21 protein-coding genes and 1 tRNA gene are annotated in these 24,803 nt (G+C 72.3%); 11 read left to right on the top strand and 11 right to left on the bottom strand.

The window, feature by feature from the left end; all coding sequences use genetic code 11:
- Window positions 1–37: 37 nt before the first annotated feature.
- Complete coding sequence (locus ACF08W_RS14645) at window positions 38–1,405, bottom strand: FAD-binding oxidoreductase (RefSeq protein WP_392279418.1); 1,368 nt, start codon at window positions 1,403–1,405, stop codon at window positions 38–40.
- Window positions 1,406–1,502: 97 nt separating this feature from the next.
- On the opposite strand from ACF08W_RS14645, the gene ACF08W_RS14640 reads away from it, so the two are divergent.
- Window positions 1,503–3,020, top strand: a complete 1,518-nt coding sequence (locus ACF08W_RS14640; protein ID WP_392279417.1) for a tetratricopeptide repeat protein — start codon at window positions 1,503–1,505, stop codon at window positions 3,018–3,020.
- 136 nt (window positions 3,021–3,156) lie between these two features.
- Here ACF08W_RS14640 and hppD read toward each other — a convergent pair whose 3' ends face one another.
- Window positions 3,157–4,302: a 4-hydroxyphenylpyruvate dioxygenase gene (gene hppD, locus ACF08W_RS14635; protein ID WP_385209803.1), complete on the bottom strand. Its 1,146-nt coding sequence runs from the start codon at window positions 4,300–4,302 to the stop codon at window positions 3,157–3,159.
- Window positions 4,303–4,437: 135 nt separating this feature from the next.
- Between hppD and ACF08W_RS14630 the strand changes: the two genes are divergently transcribed.
- From ACF08W_RS14630 to ACF08W_RS14595, 8 genes are all read left to right on the top strand, one after another.
- Entirely contained in the window at window positions 4,438–4,911 is a 474-nt protein-coding gene (locus ACF08W_RS14630) for an Lrp/AsnC family transcriptional regulator (protein WP_352273711.1), read from the top strand.
- A gap of 15 nt (window positions 4,912–4,926) precedes the next feature.
- Entirely contained in the window at window positions 4,927–5,574 is a 648-nt protein-coding gene (locus ACF08W_RS14625) for an ABC transporter permease (RefSeq protein ID WP_352273710.1), read from the top strand.
- Between the two features lie 118 nt (window positions 5,575–5,692).
- Window positions 5,693–6,892: a betaine/proline/choline family ABC transporter ATP-binding protein gene (locus tag ACF08W_RS14620; protein WP_352273909.1), complete on the top strand. Its 1,200-nt coding sequence runs from the start codon at window positions 5,693–5,695 to the stop codon at window positions 6,890–6,892.
- Window positions 6,889–7,791 carry an ABC transporter permease gene (locus ACF08W_RS14615; protein ID WP_352273709.1) on the top strand — a complete coding sequence of 301 codons (903 nt, stop codon included), beginning with the start codon at window positions 6,889–6,891 and terminating at the stop codon, window positions 7,789–7,791. The genes ACF08W_RS14620 and ACF08W_RS14615 overlap by 4 nt, the downstream gene beginning before the upstream one ends.
- Entirely contained in the window at window positions 7,788–8,783 is a 996-nt protein-coding gene (locus tag ACF08W_RS14610) for a glycine betaine ABC transporter substrate-binding protein (RefSeq protein WP_352273708.1), read from the top strand. The genes ACF08W_RS14615 and ACF08W_RS14610 overlap by 4 nt, the downstream gene beginning before the upstream one ends.
- A gap of 114 nt (window positions 8,784–8,897) precedes the next feature.
- Window positions 8,898–9,506: a helix-turn-helix domain-containing protein gene (locus ACF08W_RS14605; RefSeq protein WP_385209796.1), complete on the top strand. Its 609-nt coding sequence runs from the start codon at window positions 8,898–8,900 to the stop codon at window positions 9,504–9,506.
- Between the two features lie 40 nt (window positions 9,507–9,546).
- A complete protein-coding gene (locus ACF08W_RS14600; protein ID WP_392279416.1) occupies window positions 9,547–9,744 on the top strand; it encodes a hypothetical protein in 198 nt (65 codons plus the stop codon).
- Window positions 9,741–11,075, top strand: a complete 1,335-nt coding sequence (locus ACF08W_RS14595) for an MFS transporter (RefSeq protein WP_392279415.1) — start codon at window positions 9,741–9,743, stop codon at window positions 11,073–11,075. Before ACF08W_RS14600 ends, ACF08W_RS14595 begins: the two co-directional genes overlap by 4 nt.
- On the opposite strand, the gene ACF08W_RS14590 is transcribed toward ACF08W_RS14595, so the two are convergent.
- The 4 genes from ACF08W_RS14590 to ACF08W_RS14575 all read right to left on the bottom strand — a co-directional run bounded on the left by ACF08W_RS14590 (window position 11,031) and on the right by ACF08W_RS14575 (window position 16,733).
- Window positions 11,031–11,819 (bottom strand): S16 family serine protease, encoded by a 789-nt coding sequence (locus ACF08W_RS14590; protein ID WP_385209788.1) that lies wholly within the window; start codon window positions 11,817–11,819, stop codon window positions 11,031–11,033. The two genes, ACF08W_RS14595 and ACF08W_RS14590, sit on opposite strands and share 45 nt — an antisense overlap.
- Before the next feature lie 147 nt (window positions 11,820–11,966).
- Window positions 11,967–12,608, bottom strand: a complete 642-nt coding sequence (locus ACF08W_RS14585) for a helix-turn-helix domain-containing protein (protein WP_352273703.1) — start codon at window positions 12,606–12,608, stop codon at window positions 11,967–11,969.
- Between the two features lie 344 nt (window positions 12,609–12,952).
- Entirely contained in the window at window positions 12,953–14,977 is a 2,025-nt protein-coding gene (locus ACF08W_RS14580) for a hypothetical protein (RefSeq protein ID WP_392279414.1), read from the bottom strand.
- A gap of 112 nt (window positions 14,978–15,089) precedes the next feature.
- A complete protein-coding gene (locus tag ACF08W_RS14575; RefSeq protein ID WP_392279413.1) occupies window positions 15,090–16,733 on the bottom strand; it encodes a hypothetical protein in 1,644 nt (547 codons plus the stop codon).
- Between the two features lie 378 nt (window positions 16,734–17,111).
- Here ACF08W_RS14575 and ACF08W_RS14570 point away from each other — a divergent pair, with 378 nt between their 5' ends.
- Window positions 17,112–17,642, top strand: a complete 531-nt coding sequence (locus tag ACF08W_RS14570; RefSeq protein WP_385209781.1) for a hypothetical protein — start codon at window positions 17,112–17,114, stop codon at window positions 17,640–17,642.
- A 94-nt stretch (window positions 17,643–17,736) separates the two neighbouring features.
- Here ACF08W_RS14570 and ACF08W_RS14565 read toward each other — a convergent pair whose 3' ends face one another.
- Both ACF08W_RS14565 and ACF08W_RS14560 read right to left on the bottom strand, forming a co-directional pair.
- Window positions 17,737–19,518 carry a DEAD/DEAH box helicase gene (locus tag ACF08W_RS14565; RefSeq protein ID WP_352273699.1) on the bottom strand — a complete coding sequence of 594 codons (1,782 nt, stop codon included), beginning with the start codon at window positions 19,516–19,518 and terminating at the stop codon, window positions 17,737–17,739.
- A gap of 159 nt (window positions 19,519–19,677) precedes the next feature.
- Window positions 19,678–21,159 (bottom strand): MFS transporter, encoded by a 1,482-nt coding sequence (locus ACF08W_RS14560; protein WP_392279412.1) that lies wholly within the window; start codon window positions 21,157–21,159, stop codon window positions 19,678–19,680.
- 186 nt (window positions 21,160–21,345) lie between these two features.
- On the opposite strand from ACF08W_RS14560, the gene ACF08W_RS14555 reads away from it, so the two are divergent.
- Window positions 21,346–21,420: transfer RNA gene (locus tag ACF08W_RS14555), tRNA-Cys, on the top strand.
- Between the two features lie 138 nt (window positions 21,421–21,558).
- Here the strand turns inward: ACF08W_RS14555 and mycP are convergent.
- The 3 genes from mycP to ACF08W_RS14540 all read right to left on the bottom strand — a co-directional run bounded on the left by mycP (window position 21,559) and on the right by ACF08W_RS14540 (window position 24,793).
- Window positions 21,559–22,716, bottom strand: a complete 1,158-nt coding sequence (gene mycP, locus ACF08W_RS14550; protein ID WP_392279411.1) for a type VII secretion-associated serine protease mycosin — start codon at window positions 22,714–22,716, stop codon at window positions 21,559–21,561.
- Between the two features lie 132 nt (window positions 22,717–22,848).
- The gene (locus ACF08W_RS14545) at window positions 22,849–24,213 is read right to left on the bottom strand and encodes a hypothetical protein (RefSeq protein ID WP_392279410.1); all 1,365 of its coding nucleotides are present in this window, start codon (window positions 24,211–24,213) and stop codon (window positions 22,849–22,851) included.
- Between the two features lie 31 nt (window positions 24,214–24,244).
- On the bottom strand, window positions 24,245–24,793 hold the full coding sequence (locus ACF08W_RS14540) for a hypothetical protein (RefSeq protein ID WP_392279409.1): 549 nt from the start codon (window positions 24,791–24,793) through the stop codon (window positions 24,245–24,247).
- Window positions 24,794–24,803 lie beyond the last annotated feature (10 nt).

The raw sequence follows: 24,803 nt of genomic DNA, 5'->3' as shown, positions 1-24,803 counted from the left end.
GGCGGGCGGTGCGCGGGGTCCCGCCCCCGCGGGCCCGTCAGAACACCTTGCCCGGGTTGAGCAGGCCCAGGGGGTCGAACGCCTGCTTGATGCCCCGGTGCAGTTCGACGCCCACCTCGCCGACTTCGCGCGCCAGCCACTCCTTCTTCAGGACGCCGACGCCGTGCTCGCCGGTGATCGTGCCGCCGAGTTCCAGGCCGAGCGCCATGATCTCGTCGAAGGACTCGCGGGCCCGCCGGGACTCGTCGGCGTCGGTGTGGTCGAAGCAGACGACGGGATGGGTGTTGCCGTCGCCCGCGTGGGCGCAGACGCCGATGGTGAGGCCGTACTTCCCGGCGATGGCGGCGGTCCCCTCCAGCATGGCGCCGAGCCGCGAGCGGGGTACGCAGACGTCGTCGATCATCGTGGCCGAGCTGACGGTCTCCAGCGCGGTGAGCGACATCCTTCGCGCCTGGAGCAGCAGTTCGGACTCGGCGGTGTCCTCCGCCGGGACCACCTCGGTGGCGCCCGCCGCGGCGCAGAGTTCGGCGACGGCGGCCAGGTCGGCCGTGGGGTCGGGGGTGTCGAAGGCGGCGAGCAGCAGCGCCTCGGTGGTGTCGGGGAGGCCCATGCCGGCCATCCGGTTGACGGCCTGGATCGTCGTGCGATCCATCAGTTCGAGGAGTGACGGGGTGTGACCGCGCTCCATGATCCGGCAGACCGCGTCGCAGGCGGTGGCCGAGCTCGGGAACTCCGCGGCCAGGACCAGTTGGCGCGGCGGCCTGGGCTTCAGCGCGAGCACGGCCCGGACGACGATGCCGAGGCTTCCCTCGGAGCCGACGAAGAGCCGGGTGAGGTCGTATCCGGCGACGCCCTTGGCCGTGCGGCGGCCGGTGGTGAGCAGGCGCCCGTCGGCGAGCACGACCTCCAGGCCGAGCACGTACTCGGCGGTGACCCCGTACTTCACGCAGCACAGGCCGCCGGACGCGGTGCCGATGTTGCCGCCGATGGTGCACATCTCCCAGCTGGAGGGGTCCGGCGGGTAGTACAGGCCGTGTTCGTCGACCGCCCGGGAGAGCACCGCGTTGACGACTCCGGGTTCGACGACGGCGATCCGGTCGACCGGGTCGATCTCCAGGATGCGGTCCATCTTCACCAGGGACAGCACGATGCAGCCGTCGGTGGCGTTGGCCGCGCCCGACAGGCCGGTCCGGGCCCCCTGCGGGACGACCGGGACGCGCAGGGCGGTGGCGGTCCGCATGACGTGCTGGACCTGCTCGACCGTGTGCGGGAGCACGACGACCGCCGGGGCGCCCGCCTCGCAGAAGCTCGCCATGTCGTGGGCGTAGGAGGCGGTGACGTCGGGGTCGGTGATCAGGGCTTCGGCAGGCAGCCCGGCGCGCAGTGCTTCGAGAAGTCCGTTCATGATCCAAGCGTGGCACCCGGGCCCATTGGTGTGAACCCGTCTGCCGTGCCCTTCGCACACCGTGGTGTGCTCGTATGACTGACGCAGAGTGATCGGCATGGATGTCATGCCGCAGCAGCCTCCGCGCCCCTCCGACCCCGACCGTCCGCCTCTCGACGCCTCCGCGTTCTCCGGTGCGACCGCGCTCTCCGCGCTCACCGGTCCGCCGTCGTCCGAGCCGCCGCCGCTCACGCTGCGTACGGCGCTGCGCAGGACGGCGCTGGGGGTGGTGGCGGGGGCGGTGCTGCTGACGGGGGCGGTGGTGGCCGTGCCGGACGGTGGCGGGCCCGCCACCTCCACCTCACCCGTTCCGGGCGGGCCGGTCTCGCGGGCGATGGCGGCGGCCGCGGCGGGCGCGCCGGCCTCGCTCTCCGATCTGACGGCGCTGATCGGGGACCGGCAGCGGTGGGTGGAGGCGCACCCCGCCGACGCCGGGTCCTGGGCGGTGCTCGGTACGGCGTACGTGGAGTGGGGGCGGCGTTCCGCGGACTCCTCGTACTACGGGCGGGCCGAGCGGGCGCTGGAGCGCTCGCTGGAGGTCCAGCCGGGCGAGCGGGGCAACACCGCGGCCTGGGCGGGGCTCGCGGCGCTCGCCGACGCCCGCAACGACTTCGCCGAGGCCCGGAAGTGGGGCGAGGCGGTGCGGACCCGGGAGCCGGAGCGATGGACGGTGTATCCGGCGCTGATCGAGGCGTACGACGGTCTCGGGGACCGGCGGGCGGCGGACGCGGCGGTGGCGAGGTTCGCGGCGCTGCGCGCGGGGACGCCCGCGCTGGTCCGGGCCGCCCGGACGGCCCGGGACCGGGGCCGGACCGCGGAGGCGCTGGACGGTGCGCTGGCCGCGGCGGGCCGGGCGGCCACGCCCGCGCAGGAGGCGGAGTGCCTGTCGCTCCTGGGCGAGCTGGCCCGGGACCGGGGCGAGCCGCAGGAGGCGCTGGCCCGGTACGACGCCGCGCTGCGGGCGCAGCGGGATCACGGTCCGGCGCTCGCGGGCCGGGCCGGGGCGCTGGCGGCGCTCGGCCGCGCCGAGGAGGCGGTGCGCGCCTATCGGGCGGTGCTGGCCCGGCAGCCCCGCCCCGCGTACCTGCTGGAGCTGGGCGAGTTCTACGAGTCGTTGGGGCGGCACCGGGAGGCCGACGAGGAGTACGCGCGGCTGCGCGACGCGCTCGACCGGGACGAGGAGCGGGGCGTGGACAACGCGCTGCTGAGGGGGCGGTTCGAGGCCGACCACGGTGATCCGGACGCGGCGGTCGGGCTGCTGGAGGCGGAGTGGGCGCGCGGGCACCGCAGTGCCGCGGTGGCGGACGCGCTGGGGTGGGCCCGGTACCGCGCGGGCGACCCCTCGGGGGCGCTGGAGTACGCCGGGCGGGCGGTCGACGCGGGCGGGGGGAACGCCTCGTACGCGTACCACCTGGGGATGGTCCACCGGGAGTTGGGGGAGTACGGCCCGGCGCGCCGCAGTCTGGAGCGGGCGCTGAGCGCCGGTCCGGGGTTCTCGCCGCTCGGGGGGCCGGCCGCCCGGAAGGCGCTGGACGACCTGGCCGCCCCGCCGGCGGACGGCCCGCAGGACGCGTAGGCCGCCCGGCCGCCCCTACCGCCGGGCGCCTTCGCGGGGAGGCTCGGGGGCCCGGCGGAGTGGGGTCGTTCGCGGATGTGACACTCGGGGCGGGAGTGTCACATCCGGACGACAGGGGTACCCCCGCCGCGAGGCGTCAGAGGTTGCCGCGCTTCTCCTGCTCGCGCTCGATCGCCTCGAACAGGGCCTTGAAGTTGCCCTTGCCGAAGCCCATCGAGCCGTGGCGCTCGATCATCTCGAAGAAGACAGTCGGACGGTCCTGGACCGGCTTGGTGAAGATCTGGAGCAGGTAGCCGTCCTCGTCGCGGTCGACGAGGATCTTCAGCTCGCGCAGGATCTCCACCGGCACCCGGGTCTCGCCCGCCCACTCGCCGAGGGTGTCGTAGTACGAGTCGGGGGTGTCCAGGAACTGCACGCCCGCCGCCCGCATCGCCCGTACCGAGGCGACGATGTCGTTCGTGGCGAGCGCGATGTGCTGGACACCGGCGCCGCCGTAGAACTCCAGGTACTCGTCGATCTGGGACTTCTTCTTGGCGATCGCCGGCTCGTTGATCGGGAACTTCACCTTGAGGGTGCCGTCGGCGACGACCTTCGACATGAGCGCGGAGTACTCGGTGGCGATGTCGTCGCCCACGAACTCCTTCATGTTGGTGAAGCCCATGACCTTGTTGTAGAACTCGACCCACTCGTTCATCCGGCCGAGTTCCACGTTGCCGACACAGTGGTCGATGGCCTGGAAGAAGCGCTTGGCGGGCGGCTCGACCATCGGGTCGGCGGCGTCGAACCCGGGCAGGTACGGGCCGCTGTAGCCGGAGCGCTCGACCAGGGTGTGGCGGGTCTTGCCGTACGTGGCGATCGCGGCGAGCACCACGGTGCCGTGCTCGTCCTTGACCTCGTACGGCTCGTCGATGCCGCGGGCGCCGTGCTCGACGGCGTAGGCGTAGGCCGCGCGGGCGTCCGGGACCTCGATGGCCAGGTCGACGACGCCGTCGCCGTGCTCGGCGACATGGTCGGCGAGGAAGCGGCCGTGGTCGGTGACCGCCTTGATGACGGAGGTGAAGACGAAGCGCGCCGAACCGTTGGTCAGCACGTAACTCGCCGTCTCGCGGCTGCCGTTCTCCGGTCCGGAGTAGGCGACCAGCTTCATTCCGAAGGCCGTCGAGTAGTAGTGCGCGGCCTGCTTGGCGTTGCCGACGGCGAAGACGACCGCGTCCATTCCCTTGACCGGGAAGGGGTCGGCCTGCCGGGCGGATTCGGGGGTGGTGTGCAGAGTCTCAGTCATGTCCGAAGGCTCTCCTCGCTTCGCAAGGTGCGCAATAGTTTGCGTTTTCACTGGTCAATCTGTACAGCGAATGAGCATGATGGCCAGGCTATCTGTACATGATGACCATCACGTCGACGTTCCGGGAGATGACTCATGGCGATCGATCGGCTGGACGGCCGGCTCATCGTGCTGCTGGCCCACGAACCCCGGATCGGTGTGCTGGAAGCATCGCGCAGACTCGGGGTCGCCCGGGGGACGGTGCAGGCCCGGCTCGACCGGCTTCAGTCGAACGGAGTCATCCGGGGCTTCGGTCCGACCGTCGATCCGGCGGCGCTCGGATACCCGGTCACCGCCTTCGCCACGCTGGAGATCAAACAGGGTCAAGGGGCCGACGTACGGGCCCACTTGGCGGGCGTTCCGGAGGTGCTGGAGCTGCACACCACGACCGGGCACGGCGACATGTTCTGCCGCCTCGTGGCGCGTTCCAACGCCGATCTTCAGCGGGTGATCGACCGGGTTGTCGGTTTTGATGGCATCGTCCGGGCCTCCACGGCGATCGTCATGGAGAACCCGGTGCCGCTGCGGATCATCCCGCTCGTCGAGCAGGCCGCGGAGGACCACGACTGAGCCGAGGAGGGGCGCGTGAGCTTCTGGGAGTACCTGGGCAACCGGCACCAACAGCTGCTCGTCGACGCGTACCAGCACGTCAGCGCGGTCTTCCAGTGCATGGTGATCGCCACCGTGCTGGGCATCCTGATCGGGGTCGTCACCTATCGCAGCGGCTGGGCGGGCTCACTGGCCATCACCTCGACGGCGGCGGTGCTCACCATCCCGTCCCTCGCCGCGATCGGCCTGCTCATCCCGCTGGTCGGCCTCGGGGTCGCCCCCACGGTGATCACCCTGACGCTGTACGGGCTGCTGCCCATCGTCCGCAACTCCATCGTGGGGCTGCGCGGCGTCGATCCCGCGCTGGTCGACGCGGCGAAGGGCATCGGCATGTCGCGGCTGGCCCGGCTGTGCCGGGTGGAGCTGCCGCTCGCCTGGCCGCCGATCCTCACCGGCATCCGGGTCGCCACCCAGATGCTGATGGGCATCGCCGCCATCGCCGCGTACGCCTCGGGCCCGGGCCTCGGCAACGAGATCTTCCGCGGCATCGCCTCACTGGGCAGCGCCAACGCGCTCAACCAGGTCCTCGCCGGCACGCTCGGCATCGTCGTCCTCGCCCTGCTCTTCGACGCCGCGTACGTCCTGCTGGGGCGGCTCACCATTCCGAGGGGGATTCGTGTCTGAGACCGCCAACGGGAACGCCCCCGGCGGAAGCACCGCCGCGGGGAGCACCGCCGCCGGCGCCTCCGGCTCAGGTTCTGGCTCCGGTTCCGGCTCCGGGAAGACGGCTTCCGGCGCCACCATCCAGCTGGAGAACCTGACCAAGCGGTACCCGGGCAATCCCAACCCCGCCGTGGACAGCGTCTCGATGGACATCAAGGCCGGCGAGACAGTGATCTTCGTCGGCCCGTCCGGCTGCGGGAAGTCCACCACGCTGAAGATGATCAACCGGTTGATCGAGCCGTCGTCCGGGCGGATCAGGATCGACGACGAGGACGTCACCGACATGGACCCGGTGAAGCTGCGCCGGAAGATCGGGTACGCGATCCAGTCCTCCGGGCTCTTCCCGCACATGACGGTGGCGGAGAACATCGCGCTCGTACCGAAGATGGTCGGCTGGTCCAAGTCGCGGGTGAAGGACCGGGTCGAGGAGATGCTCGACCTGGTGGGGCTCGATCCGCGCGAGTTCCACGGGCGCTACCCCCGGGCGCTCTCCGGCGGGCAGCAGCAACGGGTGGGTGTGGCACGGGCGTTGGCGGCCGATCCGCCGGTGCTGCTGATGGACGAACCGTTCGGCGCGGTCGACCCGATCACCCGCGACCACCTCCAGGACGAGCTGATCCGGCTCCAGCACGAGCTGCACAAGACGATCGTCTTCGTCACCCACGACTTCGACGAGGCGATCAAGCTGGGCGACCGGATCGCGGTGCTGCGGGAGCGTTCGCACATCGCCCAGTTCGACACCCCGGAGGCGATCCTCACCAACCCGACGGACGACTTCGTCTCGGGCTTCGTCGGGGCCGGTGCGGCGCTGAAGCGGCTCAACCTCACCCGGGTCCGGGACGTGGAGATGGCCGAGTTCCCGACGGTGACGGTCGACGACCCGCTCCAGTCGATCTTCAACAAGCTGCGCAGCGGCCCGCACAACGAACTGCTGATGCTGGACCGCAGGAACCGCCCGTACAAGTGGCTGCGCCGTGGCGACCTGATGCGGGCCCGGGGTTCGCTGGCCCGGGCCGGGCAGCTGGTGCACGACACGGTGACGCGCGACGCGACGCTGCACGACGCGCTGGAGGCGGTGCTCACCGACAGCGGCGGGCGGGTCGCGGTGACCGGGCGGCGCGGGGAGTTCATCGGGGTCGTCGACATGCAGACGCTGATGAACTCCGTCCACGAGCTGCTGGAGGCGGACCGGCTCGCCGCCATCGAGCACCAGCACGACCTGGAGGAGCTGCGCAGCCACCAGACGTCGACGGAGCTGGAAGGTGGTGCGGGCGCATGACCCGCGGGGCGCCGCTGGACTCCGGATCCCCCCGGCGGGGCCGCTCGGCGCCGCCGGAGCCGTCCTCCGACAAGGACCGTCCGCCCGGTGAGCACGACGTCAAGGGCCATGCCTTCCGGGACGAGGAGGAGGAGCCCGCACCGCCGCAGACCGGGCCGCCGCGCCGGTTCACCTGGCGCAAGCTGCTGGTGATGCCGCTGGTGCTGGTGCTCGTGCTGGTGGTCACGTATCTGTGGATCAGCAACATCCATCTCGACTCGATCGCACGGAACTCGCTCACCGGCGGCAACGTGCAACTGCGCTGGTGGCAGCATGTGCGGCTGACCGCGATCTCGACGTTCTGGGTGCTGATCATCGCCATCCCGCTGGGGATCGCGCTGACCCGGCGCGGGCTGAGCAAGGGGGCCCCGGTGGTCACGGCGGTCGCCAACATCGGGCAGGCGACCCCGGCGATCGGTCTGCTGGCGCTCCTGGTGATCTGGCTGGGCATCGGGCCGACCACGGCGATCATCGGCATGGTGATCTACGCGGTGCTGCCGGTCTTCTCCAACACCGTGGCCGGGCTCCGGGCGATCGAGCCGAATCTGGTCGAGGCCTCGCGCGGCATCGGGATGTCGGGGATGGGGACGCTGACCAGGGTCGAGCTGCCGCTCGCCGTCCCGCTGATCCTCGCCGGGGTGCGTACCGCGCTGGTACTCAACGTGGGCACCGCGACCCTGGCCACGTTCGTCGGCGGCGGCGGGCTGGGCGACCTGATCACCTCGGGCATCCAGACGCAGCGGATGCCGGTGCTGGTCCTCGGTTCGGTGCTGACGGTGGTGCTGGCCCTGCTGGTGGACTGGCTGGCCTCGCTGGCCGAGGTGGCGCTGACACCGCGCGGACTGGAGGTGGAGCGATGACGGCCGGGGCCGCGGGCGGGTGGAAGGCGCGTACGGGGCTGCTGGGCGTGCTGGCGCTGGCGGCGGTGGTCTCCGGGTGCGGGCTGAAGAGCGGCTCGCCGATGGTGGACGACGTGGTGCCGGGCTCGGTGGGGCGGGGTCAGCCGCTGCGCGGCGCCACACTGACCGTCACCTCGAAGAACTTCAGCGAGAACATCGTCCTGGGCCAGATGGTCGGGCTGGTCTTCAAGGCCGCCGGTGCCGAGGTCCTGGACCGGACGAACCTGCCGGGCTCGATCAGCGCCCGCGAGGCGATCGTCAAGGGCGACGCCGACGCGATGTACGAGTACACCGGCACCGCCTGGATCACCTACCTCGGCCACGCGAAGCCGATCCCCGACCCGCACCAGCAGTGGGTGGCGGTCCGGGACGCGGACCGGCGCAACGGGGTGACCTGGCTCGCCCCGTCCACCCTCAACAACACCTACGCGCTCGCCATCAGCCGTGCGAAGAACGCCAAGTACCACCTGCGGACGCTCTCCGACGTCGCGGCGCTGTCGAAGAAGGACCCGTCGGCGGTGACGGTCTGCGTGGAGAACGAGTTCGCCTCCCGCGACGACGGACTGCCCGGCATGGAGAAGGCGTACGGGATGTCCCTGCCGGCCTCCAGCATCAGGAAGATGGACGCTGGGATCATCTACACCCAGGTCTCCAAGTCCGGCTCCTGCCTGCTGGGCGAGGTGTTCACCACGGACGGCCGGATCAAGGCCATGGACCTGGAGGTGCTGGTCGACGACAAGCACTTCTTCCCCAACTACAACGCGGCGCCGGTCGTCCACACCAAGACCTTCGACAAGTACCCGCAGATCGCCGCGCTCCTCGACCCGGTCAGCAGGAAGCTGACCACCTCGGTCGCCCAGACCCTCAACGCCAAGGTGGACGTGGACGGCCAGGACCCGCACGAGGTGGCGAAGGACTGGCTGATCCAGGAGGGCTTCATCAAGCAGCGCTGACCGGGCCGGGGACGGAGGCCGACCGGGCCGGGCGGTGCCGCGCGCGGACCACATGCAAAGAAGACGTTGCAAAAAACCTGTTGCAAAGAAGGCTTTGCACGCTATGGTTCCACCGTGCCCGAAACACCGGACGACGCCGCGTCCCCCACCGAAGCCCCGGACCTCCACAAGGTCGACGCCCGCAGCCTGCGCGGGCTCGCCCACCCCCTGCGGCTGCGGCTGCTGGCCGCACTGCGGGAGTACGGTTCCGCCACCGCCTCCGCCCTCGCCGCCCGGCTCGGCGAGTCCAGCGGTTCCACCAGCTACCACCTGCGGCAACTGGCGGCGTACGGATTCGTCGAGGACGACCCGGAGCGCGGCAAGGGGCGCGAGCGCTGGTGGCGGGCCGTGCACCGGGGCACCGTCTTCGACAGCGGTCGGTTCCTGGACCATCCGGACCCCGAGGTCCGCGGTGCCGTCGGCGTCGTGCTCCACGAGACGGCGGACGCCCACGCCCGGGAGCTGAACACCTGGATCGGCACCATGCACGAATGGCCCGAGGAATGGCGCAACGGCTGGGACATCAGCAACTTCAAGATGCTGCTGACCCCGGAGCTCACCGAGGAACTCATCGGCAAGGTCCACGCGCTCGTCGAGAGCTACCGGGACCGGGTCCCGGAGGGCACCGAGGGGGCGGCCACCGTCCGCAGCCATGTGCATCTCTTCCCACGCCCGGCGGAGTAGGGCCCGACCAGGCCCTCCGCCCGACCAGAAGGACACCGCCATGCACTCCGACACGCATCTGCTGCTGCACCACCTGCGCACCGCTGAATCGCACTGCCACAAACCGGAGTTCACCCTCCCGGCCCCCGCGCCCCGCCCCGGGCTGCGCACCCGGCTGGGCTGGGCCCTCGTCGAGCTGGGCCTGCGCGTCCTGCCCCGGCAGGCGGCCCGCCCGTTCACCGCCCACAGCCCGGCGTGACCGTACCGGAGCACCGCACCCGCGTACCGCTCGTCGCCGTACTGACCGCCAACTCCATCTCCACCGCCGGCACCTCGCTCACCGCGATCGGGGTGCCGTGGTTCGTCCTGGAGACCACCGGGAGCGCCGGCCGGGCCGGGATCGTCGCCTTCTGCGCGACCCTGCCGATCGCGCTCTCCGCCCTGATCGGCGGGCCGGTGATCGACCGGATCGGGCGGCGCCGGGTCTCCGTCGGCTCCGACCTGGCGTGCGGCCTCGCCGTCGCCGCCGTTCCGCTGCTGTACTACGCGGGCGCCCTCGACTTCTGGATGCTGTGCGCGCTGATGGCGACCGTCGGGCTGCTGCACACCCCCGGCTCCACCGCGCGCTACGTCTTGGTGCCGGACATCGCCGCGCACGCCGGGACCACCCTCGCCCGGGCCGCCAGCCTCTTCGACGCCGTCTCGCGCGGGGCCAGGATGGCCGGGGCGGCGCTGGCCGGCGTACTGATCGCGGTGGCCGGCGCGGAGAACGTGCTGCTGCTGGACGCGGGGACGTTCCTGACCTCCGCGCTGCTCATCTCGGTGGGGCTGCGCGGGGTGGCCGCCGCCGCGCCGGGCAGGACCGCCACACCCGTGTCGGCGCGCGCCTACGGCACCGAACTCCGCGAAGGATTCAGTTATTTGAGGGGCCACCGGCTGCTGCTCGCGGTCGTGGTGACGGTCCTGTTCGTCAACGGCGCCGACCAGGGCTGGAACGCGGTCCTGCTGCCGGTGCACGCCTCGGCCGAACTCGGCGGCGCCACGGACATCGGACTGCTCGCCGCGCTGTACGGCGCGGGCGGCCTGGCCGGCGCACTGCTGTACGGGGCGGTCGGGCACCGCTTCTCCCGGCGGGCCGTGTTCACGGTGTGCCTGCTGCTGTGCGGCGCGCCCCGGTACACGGTCGCGGCGCTGACCGGGACGACCACGCCGCTCGCCGTGACCATGGTGCTGAGCGGGATCGCGGGCGGGATGCTGAACCCGATCCTGACGACGGTGATCTACACGGCCGTCCCCGACGCGCTGCGCAGCCGGGTCTCCGGGGTGCTCACCGCGGGCGGCGAGCTGGCCATGCCGGTGGGCGGACTCGCGGCCGGGCTCCTGGTCGAGGCCGCCGGTGCGGACGGCGCGCTGCTGGCGATGGGCGGGGTGTACCTGCTGGCGGCGCTGGGGCCCCTGGTGTTCCCGGCCTGGCGCGGCATGGACGCCGCGGGGCGGGGGAAGGCCGAGGAGAGCTACGGAGGCGGCGTGCCGCCCCCGAGGGGTTCAGCAGCTCGGGACCTTCCCGTTCCCGGACAGGGCCCGCAGTGAACCCACCGCGTCCTTCAGCGTGGTGACCGGGACCAGGCGCAGCCCCCCGGGGAGTTCGGCCTTAGCCTCCCGGCACTCCGCCTTCGGTACGAGGAAGACGGTCGCCCCGTCGCGGCGCGCGGCCTGGGTCTTCAGCGAGACTCCGCCGACCGCGCCGACCTCGCCGTCCGGCTGGATCGTGCCGGTGCCCGCGATGGTGCGGCCGCCGGTGAGGTCGCCGCCGTGGCCGTCGCCGTCGAGCTTGTCGACGATGCCGAGGGCGAAGAAGAGTCCGGCGCTGGGGCCGCCCACGTCGGCGAGGTGCAGGGTCACGTCCACCGAACCGGGCTTCCTGCCCAGGTAGTTCAGGGCGGCGGAGACCGCGTCGTCCTGCGACTTCACCATGTCGTCGAGGTTGTGCTTCTCGATCTCCTTCTCGGAGCCGCCGGTCGGGTAGACGGAGTCACGGGGCAGGACCGCCCGGTCCGTACGGAACCAGCTGTCGACCACGTCCCCGATACCGACCTCGGCCGTGGGGCCGGTCGCGACGATCGTCGTCATCCGCAGCTCGCCCTTGGTGGGGCGGGTCGGCGCGCCCTCGATGCTGATCACGGGCGTGCCGTGGTCGCTGCCGAGCACGTTCGCGGTCGTGCCGGGCTGCGCCAGGGTGAAGGGCAGCGGCGCGAAGGCGGCCACCCCGAACAGGGCGAGGACGGGCACGGCGCACAGGGCGAGGGCACGGGGGCGCGAGAGACGAGTGAGCACCCGCCCAATCTAACCGGCCCCCGTCACGACCCGGACATCCCGGCACCGGCCCGCACACCCGGCGCCGGGGGCCACGTACGCGGCCCCCGCGTGCGGGGACCACTCTCGTACGCGGCCCCGTACGCGGGCCACCGCCGCGGCCGGGAGCTACCGCAGCGCCTCGGCCACCTCGCGGGCGGCGTCCACCACCCGGGGGCCGACCCGCTCGGGCACCGAGTCGGCGAGCATCACCACACCCACGCTGCCCTCCACCCCGGTCACCCCCATCAGCGCGGCGGCGGCCCCGCTCGCCCCGGTCTCCAGCTCGCCGTGGGTCAGGGTGAAGGCGGTCTCGCCGACCGGCTTCTGGCGGGCGGCGAGGATCGCCCGGCCGGCGGCGCCCCGGTCCAGCGGATGGCGGAAACCCGCCCGGTAGGCCACGTGGTAGTCGGTCCAGGTCGGCTCGACGACGGCCACGGCCAGCGCGTCGCTCCCGTCGACCAGGGTGAGGTGGGCGGTGGCCCCGATGTCCTCGGCCAGCGAGCGCAGCGCGGGCAGCGCGGCCTCCCGGACGAGCGGGTGCACCTGCCGGCCCAGCCGCAGCACCCCCAGCCCGACCCGGGCCCGGCCGCCCAGATCCCGTCGGACCAGGGCGTGTTGCTCCAGCGTGGCGAGCAGACGGTAGACCACGGTCCGGTTGACCCCGAGCCGGTTGGACAGCTCGGTGACGGTCAGGCCGTGGTCGGTGTCGGCCAGCAGTTTGAGGACCCTGAGGCCCCGGTCGAGCGTCTGGGAGGTCTCCGCGGTCACGACGCCCTCTCCCTCTTTAGATGAGCGGCGGCGGCTGGTCCCCACGGAATGTGAGCCGCCGGTCCCAGCGGCGACGCACGGAGAGGCCGCCCGCCTGGCCAGGCAACGGCTGCGCCCCGGAGCGGCTCTGCCACGGGGCGTTGGGGCGTTTGTTTCGGGGACAGTAGCGAGCGAGTCCGCTCAGCGGAAGACCTCGTCCAGAATCCGGGCGTTGTCCGGAACAAGGTTGGCTTGAAGCCGCATAAGCGCCGGTCAGCGGCGCATCGGCCGACCCGGGACGATCTACGCGCGTCCAGGTCGGCCGACGCCTTCGCGGCACTTCCCGTGCCGAGGGCGAACGGTCCTCAGGTCACGGCGAAGGACTGCTGCACGATTTTTCCGTTGACGAGTACCTCGCAGGCCCGGATCGACCGGGTCGCCGGGTCGCGGACGGTGAAGACGAGGGCGAAGGTGCCGTCGAGTCCGACGATCCGGGTGACGTATCCGTCGGAGGTCTGCTTGCCGTCGGCGGTCCGGCCGGTCACCGAGACGGTGGCGACCGGGGCGAAGCCCCGGCCGGTCACCTGGACCGCCGTGCCGGGCGGCCCCTCGGGCGGTGAGAGGGCGAAGGCCGGCCCGGCGGGCACGGTCCCGTCCTGGACGGTGAACGCCGCCGTCTCGGTACGCGGGTTGACGAGCACCTCACGGACCCGGAGGGCGACGGTGTCGGCCGCGTTGACCTTGAAGGTCTGCGAGAAGGCCCCGTCCAGGCCGACCACCTTGGTCTTCGCCGCGTCGGAGGTCTGCGACCCGTCGGCCCGCAGCCCGACGATGGAGACGGTCGCCACCTTCGCGAAGCCCTGCCCGACCACGGTGACGGAGGTGCCGCGCGGCCCGGACGAGGGGGTCAGCACGATGAAGGACGGGGCGACGGTCAGCGCGGTACGGGTCTGCGCCACCCCGGCGGTGACCTGGAGGGAGTAGTCGCCCCGCGGGGTGGAGGAGGCGACGGTGACCGTGCCGGAGAGCGTGCCGTCGGCGCCGATCCGGAGGGTGGAGCCGGTGATCCGCGCGCTGTCGCAGCTTCCGCCGTCGGCCCCGCAGAGCGCGGCGGTGGGGGTGGTGCCGCTGGGCCAGTCGCCGCCGGAAACGGCGATCGTGCCGCCCGGCCGGACCTTCGCCGCGCCGGCGTCGAGCGTCGCGGAGGCGTCGGTGACGGTGAACGGCGTCGTCAGCACGGTGGCCGGATCGTTGCCCTCGTCGACCTGGATCGCGGCGATGGCCGGGTCGGAGACGGTGAACTCGGCGCGGAACGTGCCGTCCGAGGTGCTCTTCGTGTAGACGGCGGTGTCGTCGAGGGTGGCCCCACTGGCGTCCAGGGCCACGGTGTTGACCCACCGGTCCTGGAAGTAGTTGCTGCCGGTGACCTGGATGACGCTGCCGAGCGGTGCCGCGGCGCGGGAGAGCACGACGGACCGGGGGCCGGCCGGGACGAACGCCTTCACGGTGAGCGGCGCGGTCGCCTCCTTCGTACCGTCGCCGACCTTGACCAGGTACGAGCCGTCCGGGACGGTCCCGGCGGCGGCCAGCACCGCGGCTCCGGTCAGCTCCCCCGAGGAGCTGATGGCGAGCGTGCTGGAGGCGAACTTGCCGGGGTCGCAGCCGCCGCCGTCCGCCGCGCAGAGCGAGGGTACGGGGGTGGCCCCCGCGGTCCACAGGCTGCCGGTCAGGGCGACGGCGGTGGACGGGCGGACGGCGGTGGCGGGCGCGTTCAGGGTGGCCGGGTGGCCCGCCGTGCCCTCGGCGGTGACCGTGCCGACGGAGCCGCCGCCGCTCACCACGTCGCAGGGGGTCTCGTAGGTGGAGCCGAGCACCTTCGTACGGGTCAGGTTGCGCACCGGGGTGAAGGTGATCGGGCCGCTCGCGTTGGCGGGAAGCAGGAAGTCGCCCTCGTACGGCGGGATCTCGATGGGCTTGCCGGACGGGATGTTCAGGTTGATCTGGGGGCCGGTGACGGTGACCGTGCCGGTGGCGCCGCCGGACATGGCGAGGTCGATGCTGGGGGTGGTGGGCACGTCGTTCAGGCTGAGCCCGCTGGTGGCGGGGGACGGACCGAGGGACACCTTGGCGTGCACCTTGCCGCCCGGGTCGACGATCGAGGGCGACAGGTCGACGCTCATCTGCTGCGGCCCGGTCGCCTCGCCCTGGCCGGCGGGCAGGGAGCAGTGGACGGTGGGGGTGACGGTGCCGGCCGCGGCGGCCGGTGCGAGGGCCACGGTGCCCCCGGTCCAGACGAGTACGGCCCCGGCGGTGAGGGCGACGGCGCGGCGCAGCGCTCCGCCCGGCCGTGGCCTTCTCTCCGGTGGCGGGGTGGACGGTCTGACGGACATACGGCTCCTCCAGGGGGATTCCTGCGTTCGGAACGAAGGCGCCCGCCCGCTCCGACGCGATGCGGAGCGGGCGGGCGCCTCCGGGACTTCCTGTCGTGCCCCTCGCCCCGGGTCAGAGAAGGGTGAGGGTGAGGGTGGCGCTGTAGTCCCCGGGCCGGGTGGTCCCGGGAACGGTGAGGGTGAGATTGGCGTCGGCGTCGAACCGTCCGGCGGTGAACGGGCGGCTGCCGTCCGGGTCCATCCGGCACAGGCTCGCCGCCGTGGAGCCGAGCGCGGTGGGCGATCCGGCGACCGGCACGCCCACGCTGCCCGGCTGCGCCGTGCACCTGGGCGTCCACCGCACGGCGTCGGCCGGGATGGTGGCGCCGCCCGCGGCGGTGAAGCCGGTGAGGGTGGCGGTCAGCGACCATCCGCTGTCGACGCCGCGGGCGTCCTCCACCTCGACCCGGTTGAGCCGGGAGCGCTGCACCCCGCTGCCGGTGCCCAGGACGGTGGTGCCGAAGTCGACCGTGTCGCCGTCCTGGACCATGGACAGGGTCCCGGCCCGGACCGAGGTGGTCAGCTTCTGGTCGGCGCTGGACCCTTCCTCCCCGCCGCCGTCGTCCGCGACGGTGAACGGGGCGGTGCGCACGGTCTCGGGGTCGTTGCCCTCGTCGGCCTGGACGGCGACGACGGCGTCGGAGATCACCGTGAACTCGACGGAGAAGGTGCCGTCCGGGGCGCTCTTGGCGTAGACCGCGCTGTCGTCGAGCCCGGTGCCGCTCGCGTCGAGGCCGATGACGTTGATCCAGCGGTCCGGGTTGTAGTTCCGGCCGCTGACGGTGATCACGCTGCCGACCGGGCCCCGGCTCTTCGAGAGGGATATCTCCCGCTCCCCGGCCGCGACGGCCTTGACGGTGAGGGGGGCGGTCGCCTCCTTCGTACCGTCGTTGACCTTCACCACGTAACGGCCGTCCGGCACCGCGCCGGACTCCGCGAGGGTGGCCGTGCCGTGCAGGGTGCCGTCCCCGTCGATGCCCAGGTCGTTGGACTTGAACTTCAGCGGGTCGCAGCCGCCCCCGCCCTCCGCGCAGAGCGAGGGCACCGGGGTGGCCCCCGCCGTCCAGCCCGAACCGCCCAACGGGACGGCGGTGCTGGGGCGTACGGGGTCGGCGGGCGCGGACAGGGTGGCGGGCGTGGAGCCGGTGCCCTCCACGGTGACGGTGGCGACGTCCGCCCCGCCGTCGACGACGTCGCACGGGGTCTCGAAGACCGAACCGAGCACCTTGGTCTGGGTCAGGGTGCGGGCGACGGCGAACGAGACCGGCCCGGAGGCGGTCGCGGGCACCAGGAAGTCGCCCTCGTACGGCGGGATCTCGATGGGCACACCGGACGGGATGTCCATGGTGATCTCGGCGCCCCGCACCGTGACCGTGCCGCTCGCCCCGCCGGACATCGTGAGGTCGATGCTCGGGATGGTCGGTACGTCCTTCAGCGGAAGGGCGCTGGTCGCCGGGGACGGGCCGAGGGTCACCTTCGCGTGCACCTTGCCGCCGGGCGCGACGACGGCGGGCGACAGCTCGACGGTCATGTCCTGCGGCCCGGTCGCCTCTCCCTGGCCGGCGGGCAGGACGCAGTGGACGGTCGGGGCGATCGTGGCGGCGGCGGGCCCGTCCGCGAGCGGGGCGGCCTGGGCGGTGGCGCCGGCGCAGCCCAGCGTCAGCGCGAAGCAGGCCGCGAGCAGACCGGTCGCACCGGGTCTTCGTCGTCGTATCACCAGACACCCCTCCATGGCCGCACGGCCGCATGGCCCATTGATTGCGCACATTGAGGGGGCCGGGTGCAGAGAAGTCAAGAGCGAACCGATTGATCCTTGGGAAGCCGATTGATCCAGATCTGAAATGCCCGAAAAGCATTTCCCGGAGAAATTCAAGTGCGCCTGTCGGCCTCTCTTGACTTCTCCGAGGGCCGCCGTTTCACTGCACCGACATGCCGGTCCCGGAGGAAAGATCCGGTCCGCTCCGATCAGCCCGCAGCGAATCCTCGGCACACCCGCGGCGCATCAGCAGCGAAATGAATGAGCAGCGGATCGACCTCGCATCAGCCGCGCGCCACCAGCGCATCCACGCAATTCATCGCCGAAAGGGTCTCCGTCATGCCTTCGAATCGCAGACGCCTCCCACTCGTCCTGACCGCGGCCTGTGCCGTGGCCGGCGCCCTCGCCCTGGCCCCGACCGCCAACGCCGTGACCCCGCTGATGGCGACGGCCACGTACGACTGCGGCACCTGGGGCAGCGGTCTGGCCACCCTGACCGCCGCCGACTCGGGCACCGCCAAGACCATCAAGATCACGTCCAGCGCGATCACCATGCCGGCCGGCACCACCGCCGACCCGAACAGCATCACGACGACGCTCAAGCTCACCAAGACCTCGGGCGGCGCCACCAGCGAGGTGCAGTTCTCCGGCAAGACCAACCCCGGCATGAGCGGTGGCAACCCGATCACCCTGGGCCCGCTGAAGCTCACCTCCGGCACCCTGGCGGCGGGCGACAGCACGAACTCCAAGGTGCTGTCCTCGCCCCCGAGCGCCACCAACTGGTCGCTGCAGATCGTGGCGTCGTCCCCGACGTCGGCCACGGTGCCGTGCGTCGCCACGGTCATCCAGTCCGCGCCGCACGTCTGGTAACTCCGGCGGCCGGTGGCCGACCGGGCTCCCCGGGAACGTTACGGGCCCGGGTCGGGGACCGCTGTCCCCGACCCGGGCCCGTACCGGATGGTGCCTACTTCATCCGGGTGGCCCACTCCTGGACCTTCTTGATCCGCTGCTGGATCTGCCCGGCCGTGGCCTCCGCGCTCGGCGGGCCGCCGCACACCCGCCGCAGCTCGGTGTGGATCACGCCGTGCGGCTTGCCGCTCTGGTGGGTGTACGCCGACACCATCGTGTTGAGCTGCTTGCGCAGGCCCAGCAGCTGCTTGTGCGTGACGACCGGCCGCGCCTCGGCCGGCTTCTCCAGCAGGTCGGCCTCCTCGGCCGGCCGCTGGCGGCTGTGCGCGATCTGCCGGGACTGCCGCTTCTGGAGCAGCAGCTGCACCTGGTCGGGCTCCAGCAGCCCGGGAATCCCCAGGTAGTCCTGCTCCTCCTCGCTGCCGGGGTGCGCCTGCATGCCGAACTCGGCACCGTCGTACAGCACCCGGTCGAAGACCGCGTCGGACTCCAGGGCCTCGAAGGGCAGCTGGTCCTCGGTCTCCTCGTCCTCCAGCCTCTCGGCGTCGGCGAGGAGCTTGTCCTCCTCCGCGAACGGGTTCTCCTCGTCGCTGCCCTTCTTGGGCTTGTCGAGGACGTGGTCCCGCTCGACCTCCATCTCGTTGGCGAAGTCCAGCAGCATCGGGATGGTCGGCACGAAGACCGAGGCGGTCTCGCCGCGCCTGCGGGAGCGCACGAAGCGTCCGACGGCCTGGGCGAAGAACAGCGGCGTGGAGATGGTGGTGGCGTAGACGCCCACGGCGAGGCGCGGGACGTCGACGCCTTCCGACACCATGCGGACCGCGACCATCCAGCGGGAGCCGTCCTGGCTGAACTGGTCGATCTTCTTCGAGGCGGCCTTCTCGTCGGAGAGGACCACGGTGGCCTTCTCCCCCGTGACCTTCTTGAGGATCTTGGCGTACTCGCGCGCCGAGTCCTGGTCGGTGGCGATGACCAGCGCACCCGCGTCCGGAATGCCCTTGCGGACCTCGGTCAGCCGCTTGTCGGCGGCGGCCAGCACATTGGGGATCCACTCGCCGGTGGGGGCCAGCGCGGTGCGCCAGGCCTGCCCGATGGCGTCCTTGGTCATCGGCTCGCCGAGCCGGGCGGCGATCTCGTCCCCGGCCTTGGTGCGCCAGCGCATGTTGCCGCTGTAGCTGAGGAAGATCACGGGGCGGACGACGCCGTCGGCGAGGGCGTTGCCGTAGCCGTAGGTGTAGTCGGCCGAGGAGCGCCGGATGCCGTCGTTGCCCTCCTCGTACGTGACGAAGGGGATCGGGTTGGTGTCGGAGCGGAACGGGGTGCCGGTGAGCGCGAGCCGCCGGGTGGCCGGGTCGAACGCCTCCAGGCACGCCTCGCCCCAGGACTTCGAGTCACCGGCGTGGTGGATCTCGTCGAGGATCACCAGGGTCTTGCGCTGCTCGCAGCGGTTGCGGTGCAGCATCGGGCGGACGCCGACACCCGCGTAGGTGATCGCGACGCCGTCGTACTCCCTGCTCAGCGGGCCCGCGCTGTACTCGGGGTCGAGCTTGATCCCTATCCGGGCCGCCGCTTCGGCCCACTGCTTCTTCAGGTGCTCGGTCGGCGCGACCACGGTGACCTGCTGCACGACGTGGTGGTGCAGCAGCCATGACGCGAGGGTCAGCGCGAAGGTGGTCTTCCCCGCGCCGGGGGTGGCGACCGCGAGGAAGTCGCGCGGCTGCTCCTGGATGTACTTCTCCATGGCGCCCTGCTGCCAGGCTCGCAGCTTGCCGGCCGTGCCCCAGGGGGCGCGGCCGGGGAAGGCGGGTGAGAGGTGGTGGGAGGCGGTAGTAGTCACGGTCTCCGGTTCGGGGCACTCGGGTACGTGGGGTGGCTGCCGGGGCGTACGGATCGGACGCGCACGCGATACGACAACCGGGCCACCTTACCGGGGGGCCGGACGGAACCCCGTACGGACGAGCGGTGGTTCGGACCACCTGAGACCCTCTTCACACCCTCAGGACTTGGCTCGGACCCTCGACGACACCCATGCCCCCACCAGGGCCACCAGCGCCATCGGGAGGAAGACCGCCGCGAAGGCCGCCGGGTGCGATCCGGTGGCGTCCGACGAGGCCGCCACGTCGTGGACGGCGCCCAGCGTGCCGCCGCCCAGGGCCGCGAAGGCGGCCCCGCCCGCCGCGAGGAGCAGGACGTTCGAGAGCCCGTCGGAGATCTGGAGGGCCGCCGAGTTCGCCCCGGCCTCCTCCGGCGCCGACAGCTTCAGCAGCAGCACGCTCGTCGAGGCCATCACGACGCCCATGCCCAGGCAGCCGAAGGCCCAGGCCACCGCCACGGTCCAGACCGGCACCGCCTCGATCAGCACGGACGGCGCGGCCGCGATCGCCGCGGCGACCAGCAGCATGCCGCCCACCATCAGCCGCCCCCGGTACGGCTCCAGACGTGGCCGGGACTGGATGTACGAGCCGAGCGCCCAGGTCCCGCCCCCGGCGGCGAGCGAGAAGCCGGCCATCGTCGGGCTGAGCCCGCGCTGGGTCACCAGCATCAGCGGAACGAACGATTCGGCGGCGATGAACGAACCGGCCGCCACCCCGCGCAGCAGCACCACCGCGGGCAGCCCGCGCGCCGCCCGCACCGTGCCCGGGGGCAGCAGTCCGCGCACCGCGGGGACGAGCAGCGCGAAGCCGGCCACCGCCGGGATCAGCGCGAACCAGTTCAGCTCCTGCCCGGCGTACTGGAGCAGCGCCGCGCCCAGCGAGATCCCGAGGGCCAGCCGGATGCGCCGCCGGTCGTACGGTGCGGCGGCCGCCTCCGGGTCGGCCGACCCGGAGGCCCGCTGCCGGATCTGCGGCAGCGCGAGGGCCAGGGGGAAGACGACGAGGACGGGGATGCCGACGAAGACCCAGCGCCAGCCGAGGTGCTCGGTGACGGTCCCGGCCGCGAGCGGCCCGACCACCGAGGGGACCACCCAGCTCGCGGCGAACGCGGCCAGGATCGAGGGTTGCAGCCGCTCCGGGTAGGCCCGGCCGATCACCACGTACAGGGCCACGATCACCAGGCCGCCGCCCAGCCCCTGGACGGCCCGCCCCGCGACGAAGACCCACATGCTCCCGGCGGTCCCGCAGAGCAGCAGCCCCAGCACGAAGGCGCTCATCCCGGCGGCGAGCGGCCCCAGCGGACCGCGCCGGTCCGCCCACTGCCCGGAGAGCACCATGGCGAAGAGGCTGGTCGTGAAGTACGCCGAGAACGCGAACGCGTACAGCCCGATGCCGTGCAGGTCGCGGGCGGCGACCGGCATCGCGGTGCCCACGGCGGTCGCCTCGAAGGCGATCAGGAAGACGACGGAGACGATGCCGATGCTGAGCGCCCGGTACCCACGGCCGAGCACCCCGCCGGCCGGGGCCTCGGGCACGACGGTGGCCGGGGACTGCGCGGCGAGCGGGGGAAGGTCGGTGTCGTCACGCGGTTCCAGGGCACTCATGGACCCAAGAGTAAGGGCCGGAAAGCCGCTCGGCCCCTGTCGTGGGGCGGGCCCGTGCTCGTCCGTTGGGCGTAGGACCACCCGCCCGAACGTGAACGGGGCATGGCAGTCGCGTTGCGCACCGGGCCGCGCCCTTGAGGCCCCGGGGTGCCCGGACCTACCGTCGAAGCACGCCGAGGGCGACCCGGCCGTGTGCCCGAGTGGTTCAGGGGCTCGACTGCAACTCGAGTTACACCGGTTCGAATCCGGTCACGGCCTCCACGGAGCAGAGCCGGTACGGTACGGCCGCCCGCACGACGCGGGCGGCCGTTCTTCTTGCCCGAGCCACCAGCACCGCTGCCACCGGAGCGAGGGGCAGCGAGACGGGGCGGTTGTCGCGGCTCCGGCCTGCTCGCCGGTTCAGCCGGTCCCTCTCGGAACGGAGTGCCGACGGGAACGTGCGGCCAGGGCCACGGCCACCGCACCGGCGAGTACGACGACGCCGGTCGCCAGGCCGATCCAGAGGACCGTGCCGCCACCGCTGCCCGAGGCGTCGGCAGTGGGGGCGGCCGTGGCCGGTGCGTCGGCGGCCGCCGCGCCGGAAGGCCTCTCGGAGGAAGCGCCGGCCGGGCTGGGGCTCGGGCTCTCGGCGGCCGCGAGGTCCGGGAGCGGATACACGTCTGCCGGACCGGGGTCGCCCGGGGCCTTGAGGGCGACGCGTGGGCGGACCGCGCCGTAGCCGACGTAGTCGTTGCGCTCGGCGCCGCTCTTCGGCTTGCCGGCAGTGTTCAGCATGACCCGGAGGACCTGGTTGTTGGTCCAGTCGGGATGCTTCGACCAGATGAGCGCGGCGGAGGCGGAGGCGATGGCGGAGGCGGCGCTGGTTCCGCTCGTCTCGCACAGCTGGGTCCCTCCCTTGCAGGGATGGACCATGTCGATTCCTGGGGCCGTAAGGTCAATCTGCGGCCCGTACTGGGACTCTCCGGTCTTCTTCACGTCGTGACCGACGGCACCTACCCCGACGACTCCGGGGGTCTTCGCCGGGTACTCGGGCATGTTGGCCCCGCCCCCGCTGTTTCCTGCTGCCGCGAAGATCAATGAGCCCTTGGCGAGGGCGTACTTCACCGCGTCGGTGAGCGCCTGCGAGCCGCTCTGCGACCCCATGGAAATGTTGATCACCTTTGCGCCGCGATCCGCCGCGTAGCGAATGGCCACGGAGACGACTCGGTTGAACTCGGCCTCCCCCACATCCTGGGTTTCCCCGACTCCCGTTTCCGGCATGCGGATCGGAAGGATCTTCGAGCCCGGTGCGAGCCCGAAGGCCCCGTCCCCTCCGTGGCCCCGGCCCGTGCCCGCGATCAGACCCGCCACACCCGTGCCATGGCCGTCGTAGTCGGCGCGCTCGTCACCCGGGACATCCGGTTCGAGGTCCTTCCCCTTGACGATCTGCCCCACCAGATCCGGATTCTTCTCGTCCACACCGCTGTCGATCACGGCGACGACCACACCTTTGCCGGTGCTCGTCCGCCACATCTCGTCCGCCTTCATGGCGTCGAGATGCCACTGCTTGGACCGCACGGAACCAGCGGATGCGGACGCCGCTGAACCGACCACTAGGAGCATGCCCAGGACGGCCGCCGTTGCCGGTCGCCAGCGCTTCGGTCCTTCGCCTCTGATGCGCATCCCAGTCCCTCGTGACTTCGTTGTTGATCAGTCGATGACCGGTGGGACGACGCGGCGAACGCCCTGCTGCCATGTCTCTCCGTCCTCGACCAGGTAGTCCGGCCGGTCGCACCGCTCGTCCCGTCCCGCCCTGTTCGCCCCGGAACCCACACCCGCCGGTCCACGCAACGGTCCACGCCCCTGCTGATGGCCGCCGACCGCACCACCCGTGATCGGAGGGACCCGGGAAACGCCGCCGCTCGTGCCCGACGTTCGCCCCAGGGGCGCCGCGCCACGGGCGGTCTCGCCGCCGATGACCGTTCCGCGCGGGATGCCCACGGCGGGGCGTGCCGGTCCAGGAGGTACAGCGTGGCCCCCGACGATCCCGTTGCCCCCCGGCGGCCGCCCCACCGGTCCGGGCCCCGGAGCGGTCGGCCCGGGGACCGACACCGGCGGACGTGGCAGGTCCGTCGTGCCACCCGCTCCATTCGTACCGCGCGGCCCGGCGGGCCCGGTGCGGGAAGGAGGCACCGGCGGAACGGCACCCTGTACCGGGGAGGAGGGGACACCGTCGGCCCTCGGACCGGCCGACAGCGCCACCGGATTCGTGGCCGGCGGGGACGAGACGTCCGGCAGTGCGGCCACCCCGTCGACCTCCATGCTCACCGCCCCCGGGGCGGAAGGCCGCGCCACGTACGGAGCCGCGCTTGCTCCCGCCACGCTCCTCGTCCCCCCGGACCCACCAGAGGCCGCTTCCACGCTGTTCCCCGAACCGGCGGAGCGCCCGACGCTCCCGGGAGTGGAAGCGCCCTCTTCTCCCGGCGGGACACTCCTGTGCTGTTGCCCGTCACGTCCCAGCGATCCCTGCGAGACCATCGCCTGCGGGATCTCCGGGAACACCGGCTTCTCCAGGGACGCGAGCTGCGACGTCGACATGGCGTACGTCTGCGACAGCTTCCTCATCTGCGCGGCCGCCTCTTCGCGGTTCCGCCTCCCCGTCTCGATCAGCTCCGCCGCGGACTTCCGCGCCACGTCCGAGGCATCGGGGTCGTTCCGCGCGGCGAGGGCCGCCTCCAGGTTGGCCCGGGCACCCGCCTCCGGCCGGGGAATGGACGCCTGTGCCGACGCGACCGCGTTCGACGCCTCGCCGAGCCATTTGGACACGCCCTCGCTGTAGTCCCCCAGGCGCAGCGTCGCATTGGCCAGATCTGCACTCCAGGTACGGAACGCGTCGGCCCCCTGTCCCTTCCATTCCACCCACTGCGGGCGGACTTTCAGGTCCTCGGCGATCCGGCGGATCTCGGAAGCCGCGTCCAGGAGGCGGTCCGCCGCGCCCCGGATCTCGCCGCTCCTGGCCTCGTCCAGCCACTTCAGCATCTGCTCGTGGCTCATGTTCTCGAAGGTCGGGCTCATGCCGCCGCCTCTTCCGCGCTCACGTGCCGGGTCACAGTTCCTCGCCGCCGGACGTGTCCTCCGGTACGGCTGTCGGCGGCTGCTGACGGCCGGTGCGGCCGTCGCCGTGCTCCGTTGCCGCCGGTGGCGTCTCGGGACCGCGCTGGCCGTTCACGCTGTCCTGGATCGCGCTCATGCGTTCCCGGATCTCCAGGTCGACGTTCTGGTAGCCCTGGTGGGCGCCGAGTACGGCGATGCTCATGCCCTCGATGCAATCGGAAAGCAGCCGGGACAGGCCCTCCAGCTCGTCGACGACCTTGGCGTACGCGCTGTGCAGGGCGTCCGCCTCCGTCCACTCGCCCCTGCCGCCGCCGAACCGGTCGCGGCCCACCGTGTCCGCGCCGACCCGGCCCGGGGCGGCCGGGGAGGCCGCGAGGTCCTGGAGGAGGTGGTCGACGCGGTCGCGGAACTTCGTGAACGACGAGACTTCGGTGACCAGTTCGCTCGCGGCGCCCGGGGAGACCGCGCCGACGGCTCCCGCGGCGCCGATGACGCCCCAGGGGTACGACGGTAAACCCGTCCCCGGTTCGTTCGATCCCACAGTGCCCTCC

Origin of the sequence: Streptomyces sp. NPDC015144 (assembly GCF_043079735.1) — a bacterium.
GTDB lineage: Bacteria > Actinomycetota > Actinomycetes > Streptomycetales > Streptomycetaceae > Streptomyces.
Note: the sequence above shows the minus strand (reverse complement) of the source record. Positions and strands in the feature narration are given on the sequence as shown.

Excerpts from the sequence above, each read along its gene's own strand:
- ACF08W_RS14600 (WP_392279416.1), top strand. The coding sequence starts at position 9,547 with ATGCACTCCGACACGCATCTGCTGCTGCACCACCTGCGCACCGCTGAA.
- ACF08W_RS14630 (WP_352273711.1), top strand. The coding sequence starts at position 4,438 with ATGGCGATCGATCGGCTGGACGGCCGGCTCATCGTGCTGCTGGCCCAC.
- ACF08W_RS14610 (WP_352273708.1), top strand. The coding sequence starts at position 7,788 with ATGACGGCCGGGGCCGCGGGCGGGTGGAAGGCGCGTACGGGGCTGCTG.
- ACF08W_RS14580 (WP_392279414.1), bottom strand. The coding sequence starts at position 14,977 with ATGTCCGTCAGACCGTCCACCCCGCCACCGGAGAGAAGGCCACGGCCG.
- hppD (WP_385209803.1), bottom strand. The coding sequence starts at position 4,302 with ATGACTGAGACTCTGCACACCACCCCCGAATCCGCCCGGCAGGCCGAC.
- ACF08W_RS14560 (WP_392279412.1), bottom strand. The coding sequence starts at position 21,159 with ATGAGTGCCCTGGAACCGCGTGACGACACCGACCTTCCCCCGCTCGCC.
- ACF08W_RS14615 (WP_352273709.1), top strand. The coding sequence starts at position 6,889 with ATGACCCGCGGGGCGCCGCTGGACTCCGGATCCCCCCGGCGGGGCCGC.
- ACF08W_RS14545 (WP_392279410.1), bottom strand. The coding sequence starts at position 24,213 with ATGAGCCCGACCTTCGAGAACATGAGCCACGAGCAGATGCTGAAGTGG.
- ACF08W_RS14640 (WP_392279417.1), top strand. The coding sequence starts at position 1,503 with ATGGATGTCATGCCGCAGCAGCCTCCGCGCCCCTCCGACCCCGACCGT.
- ACF08W_RS14570 (WP_385209781.1), top strand. The coding sequence starts at position 17,112 with ATGCCTTCGAATCGCAGACGCCTCCCACTCGTCCTGACCGCGGCCTGT.
- ACF08W_RS14645 (WP_392279418.1), bottom strand. The coding sequence starts at position 1,405 with ATGAACGGACTTCTCGAAGCACTGCGCGCCGGGCTGCCTGCCGAAGCC.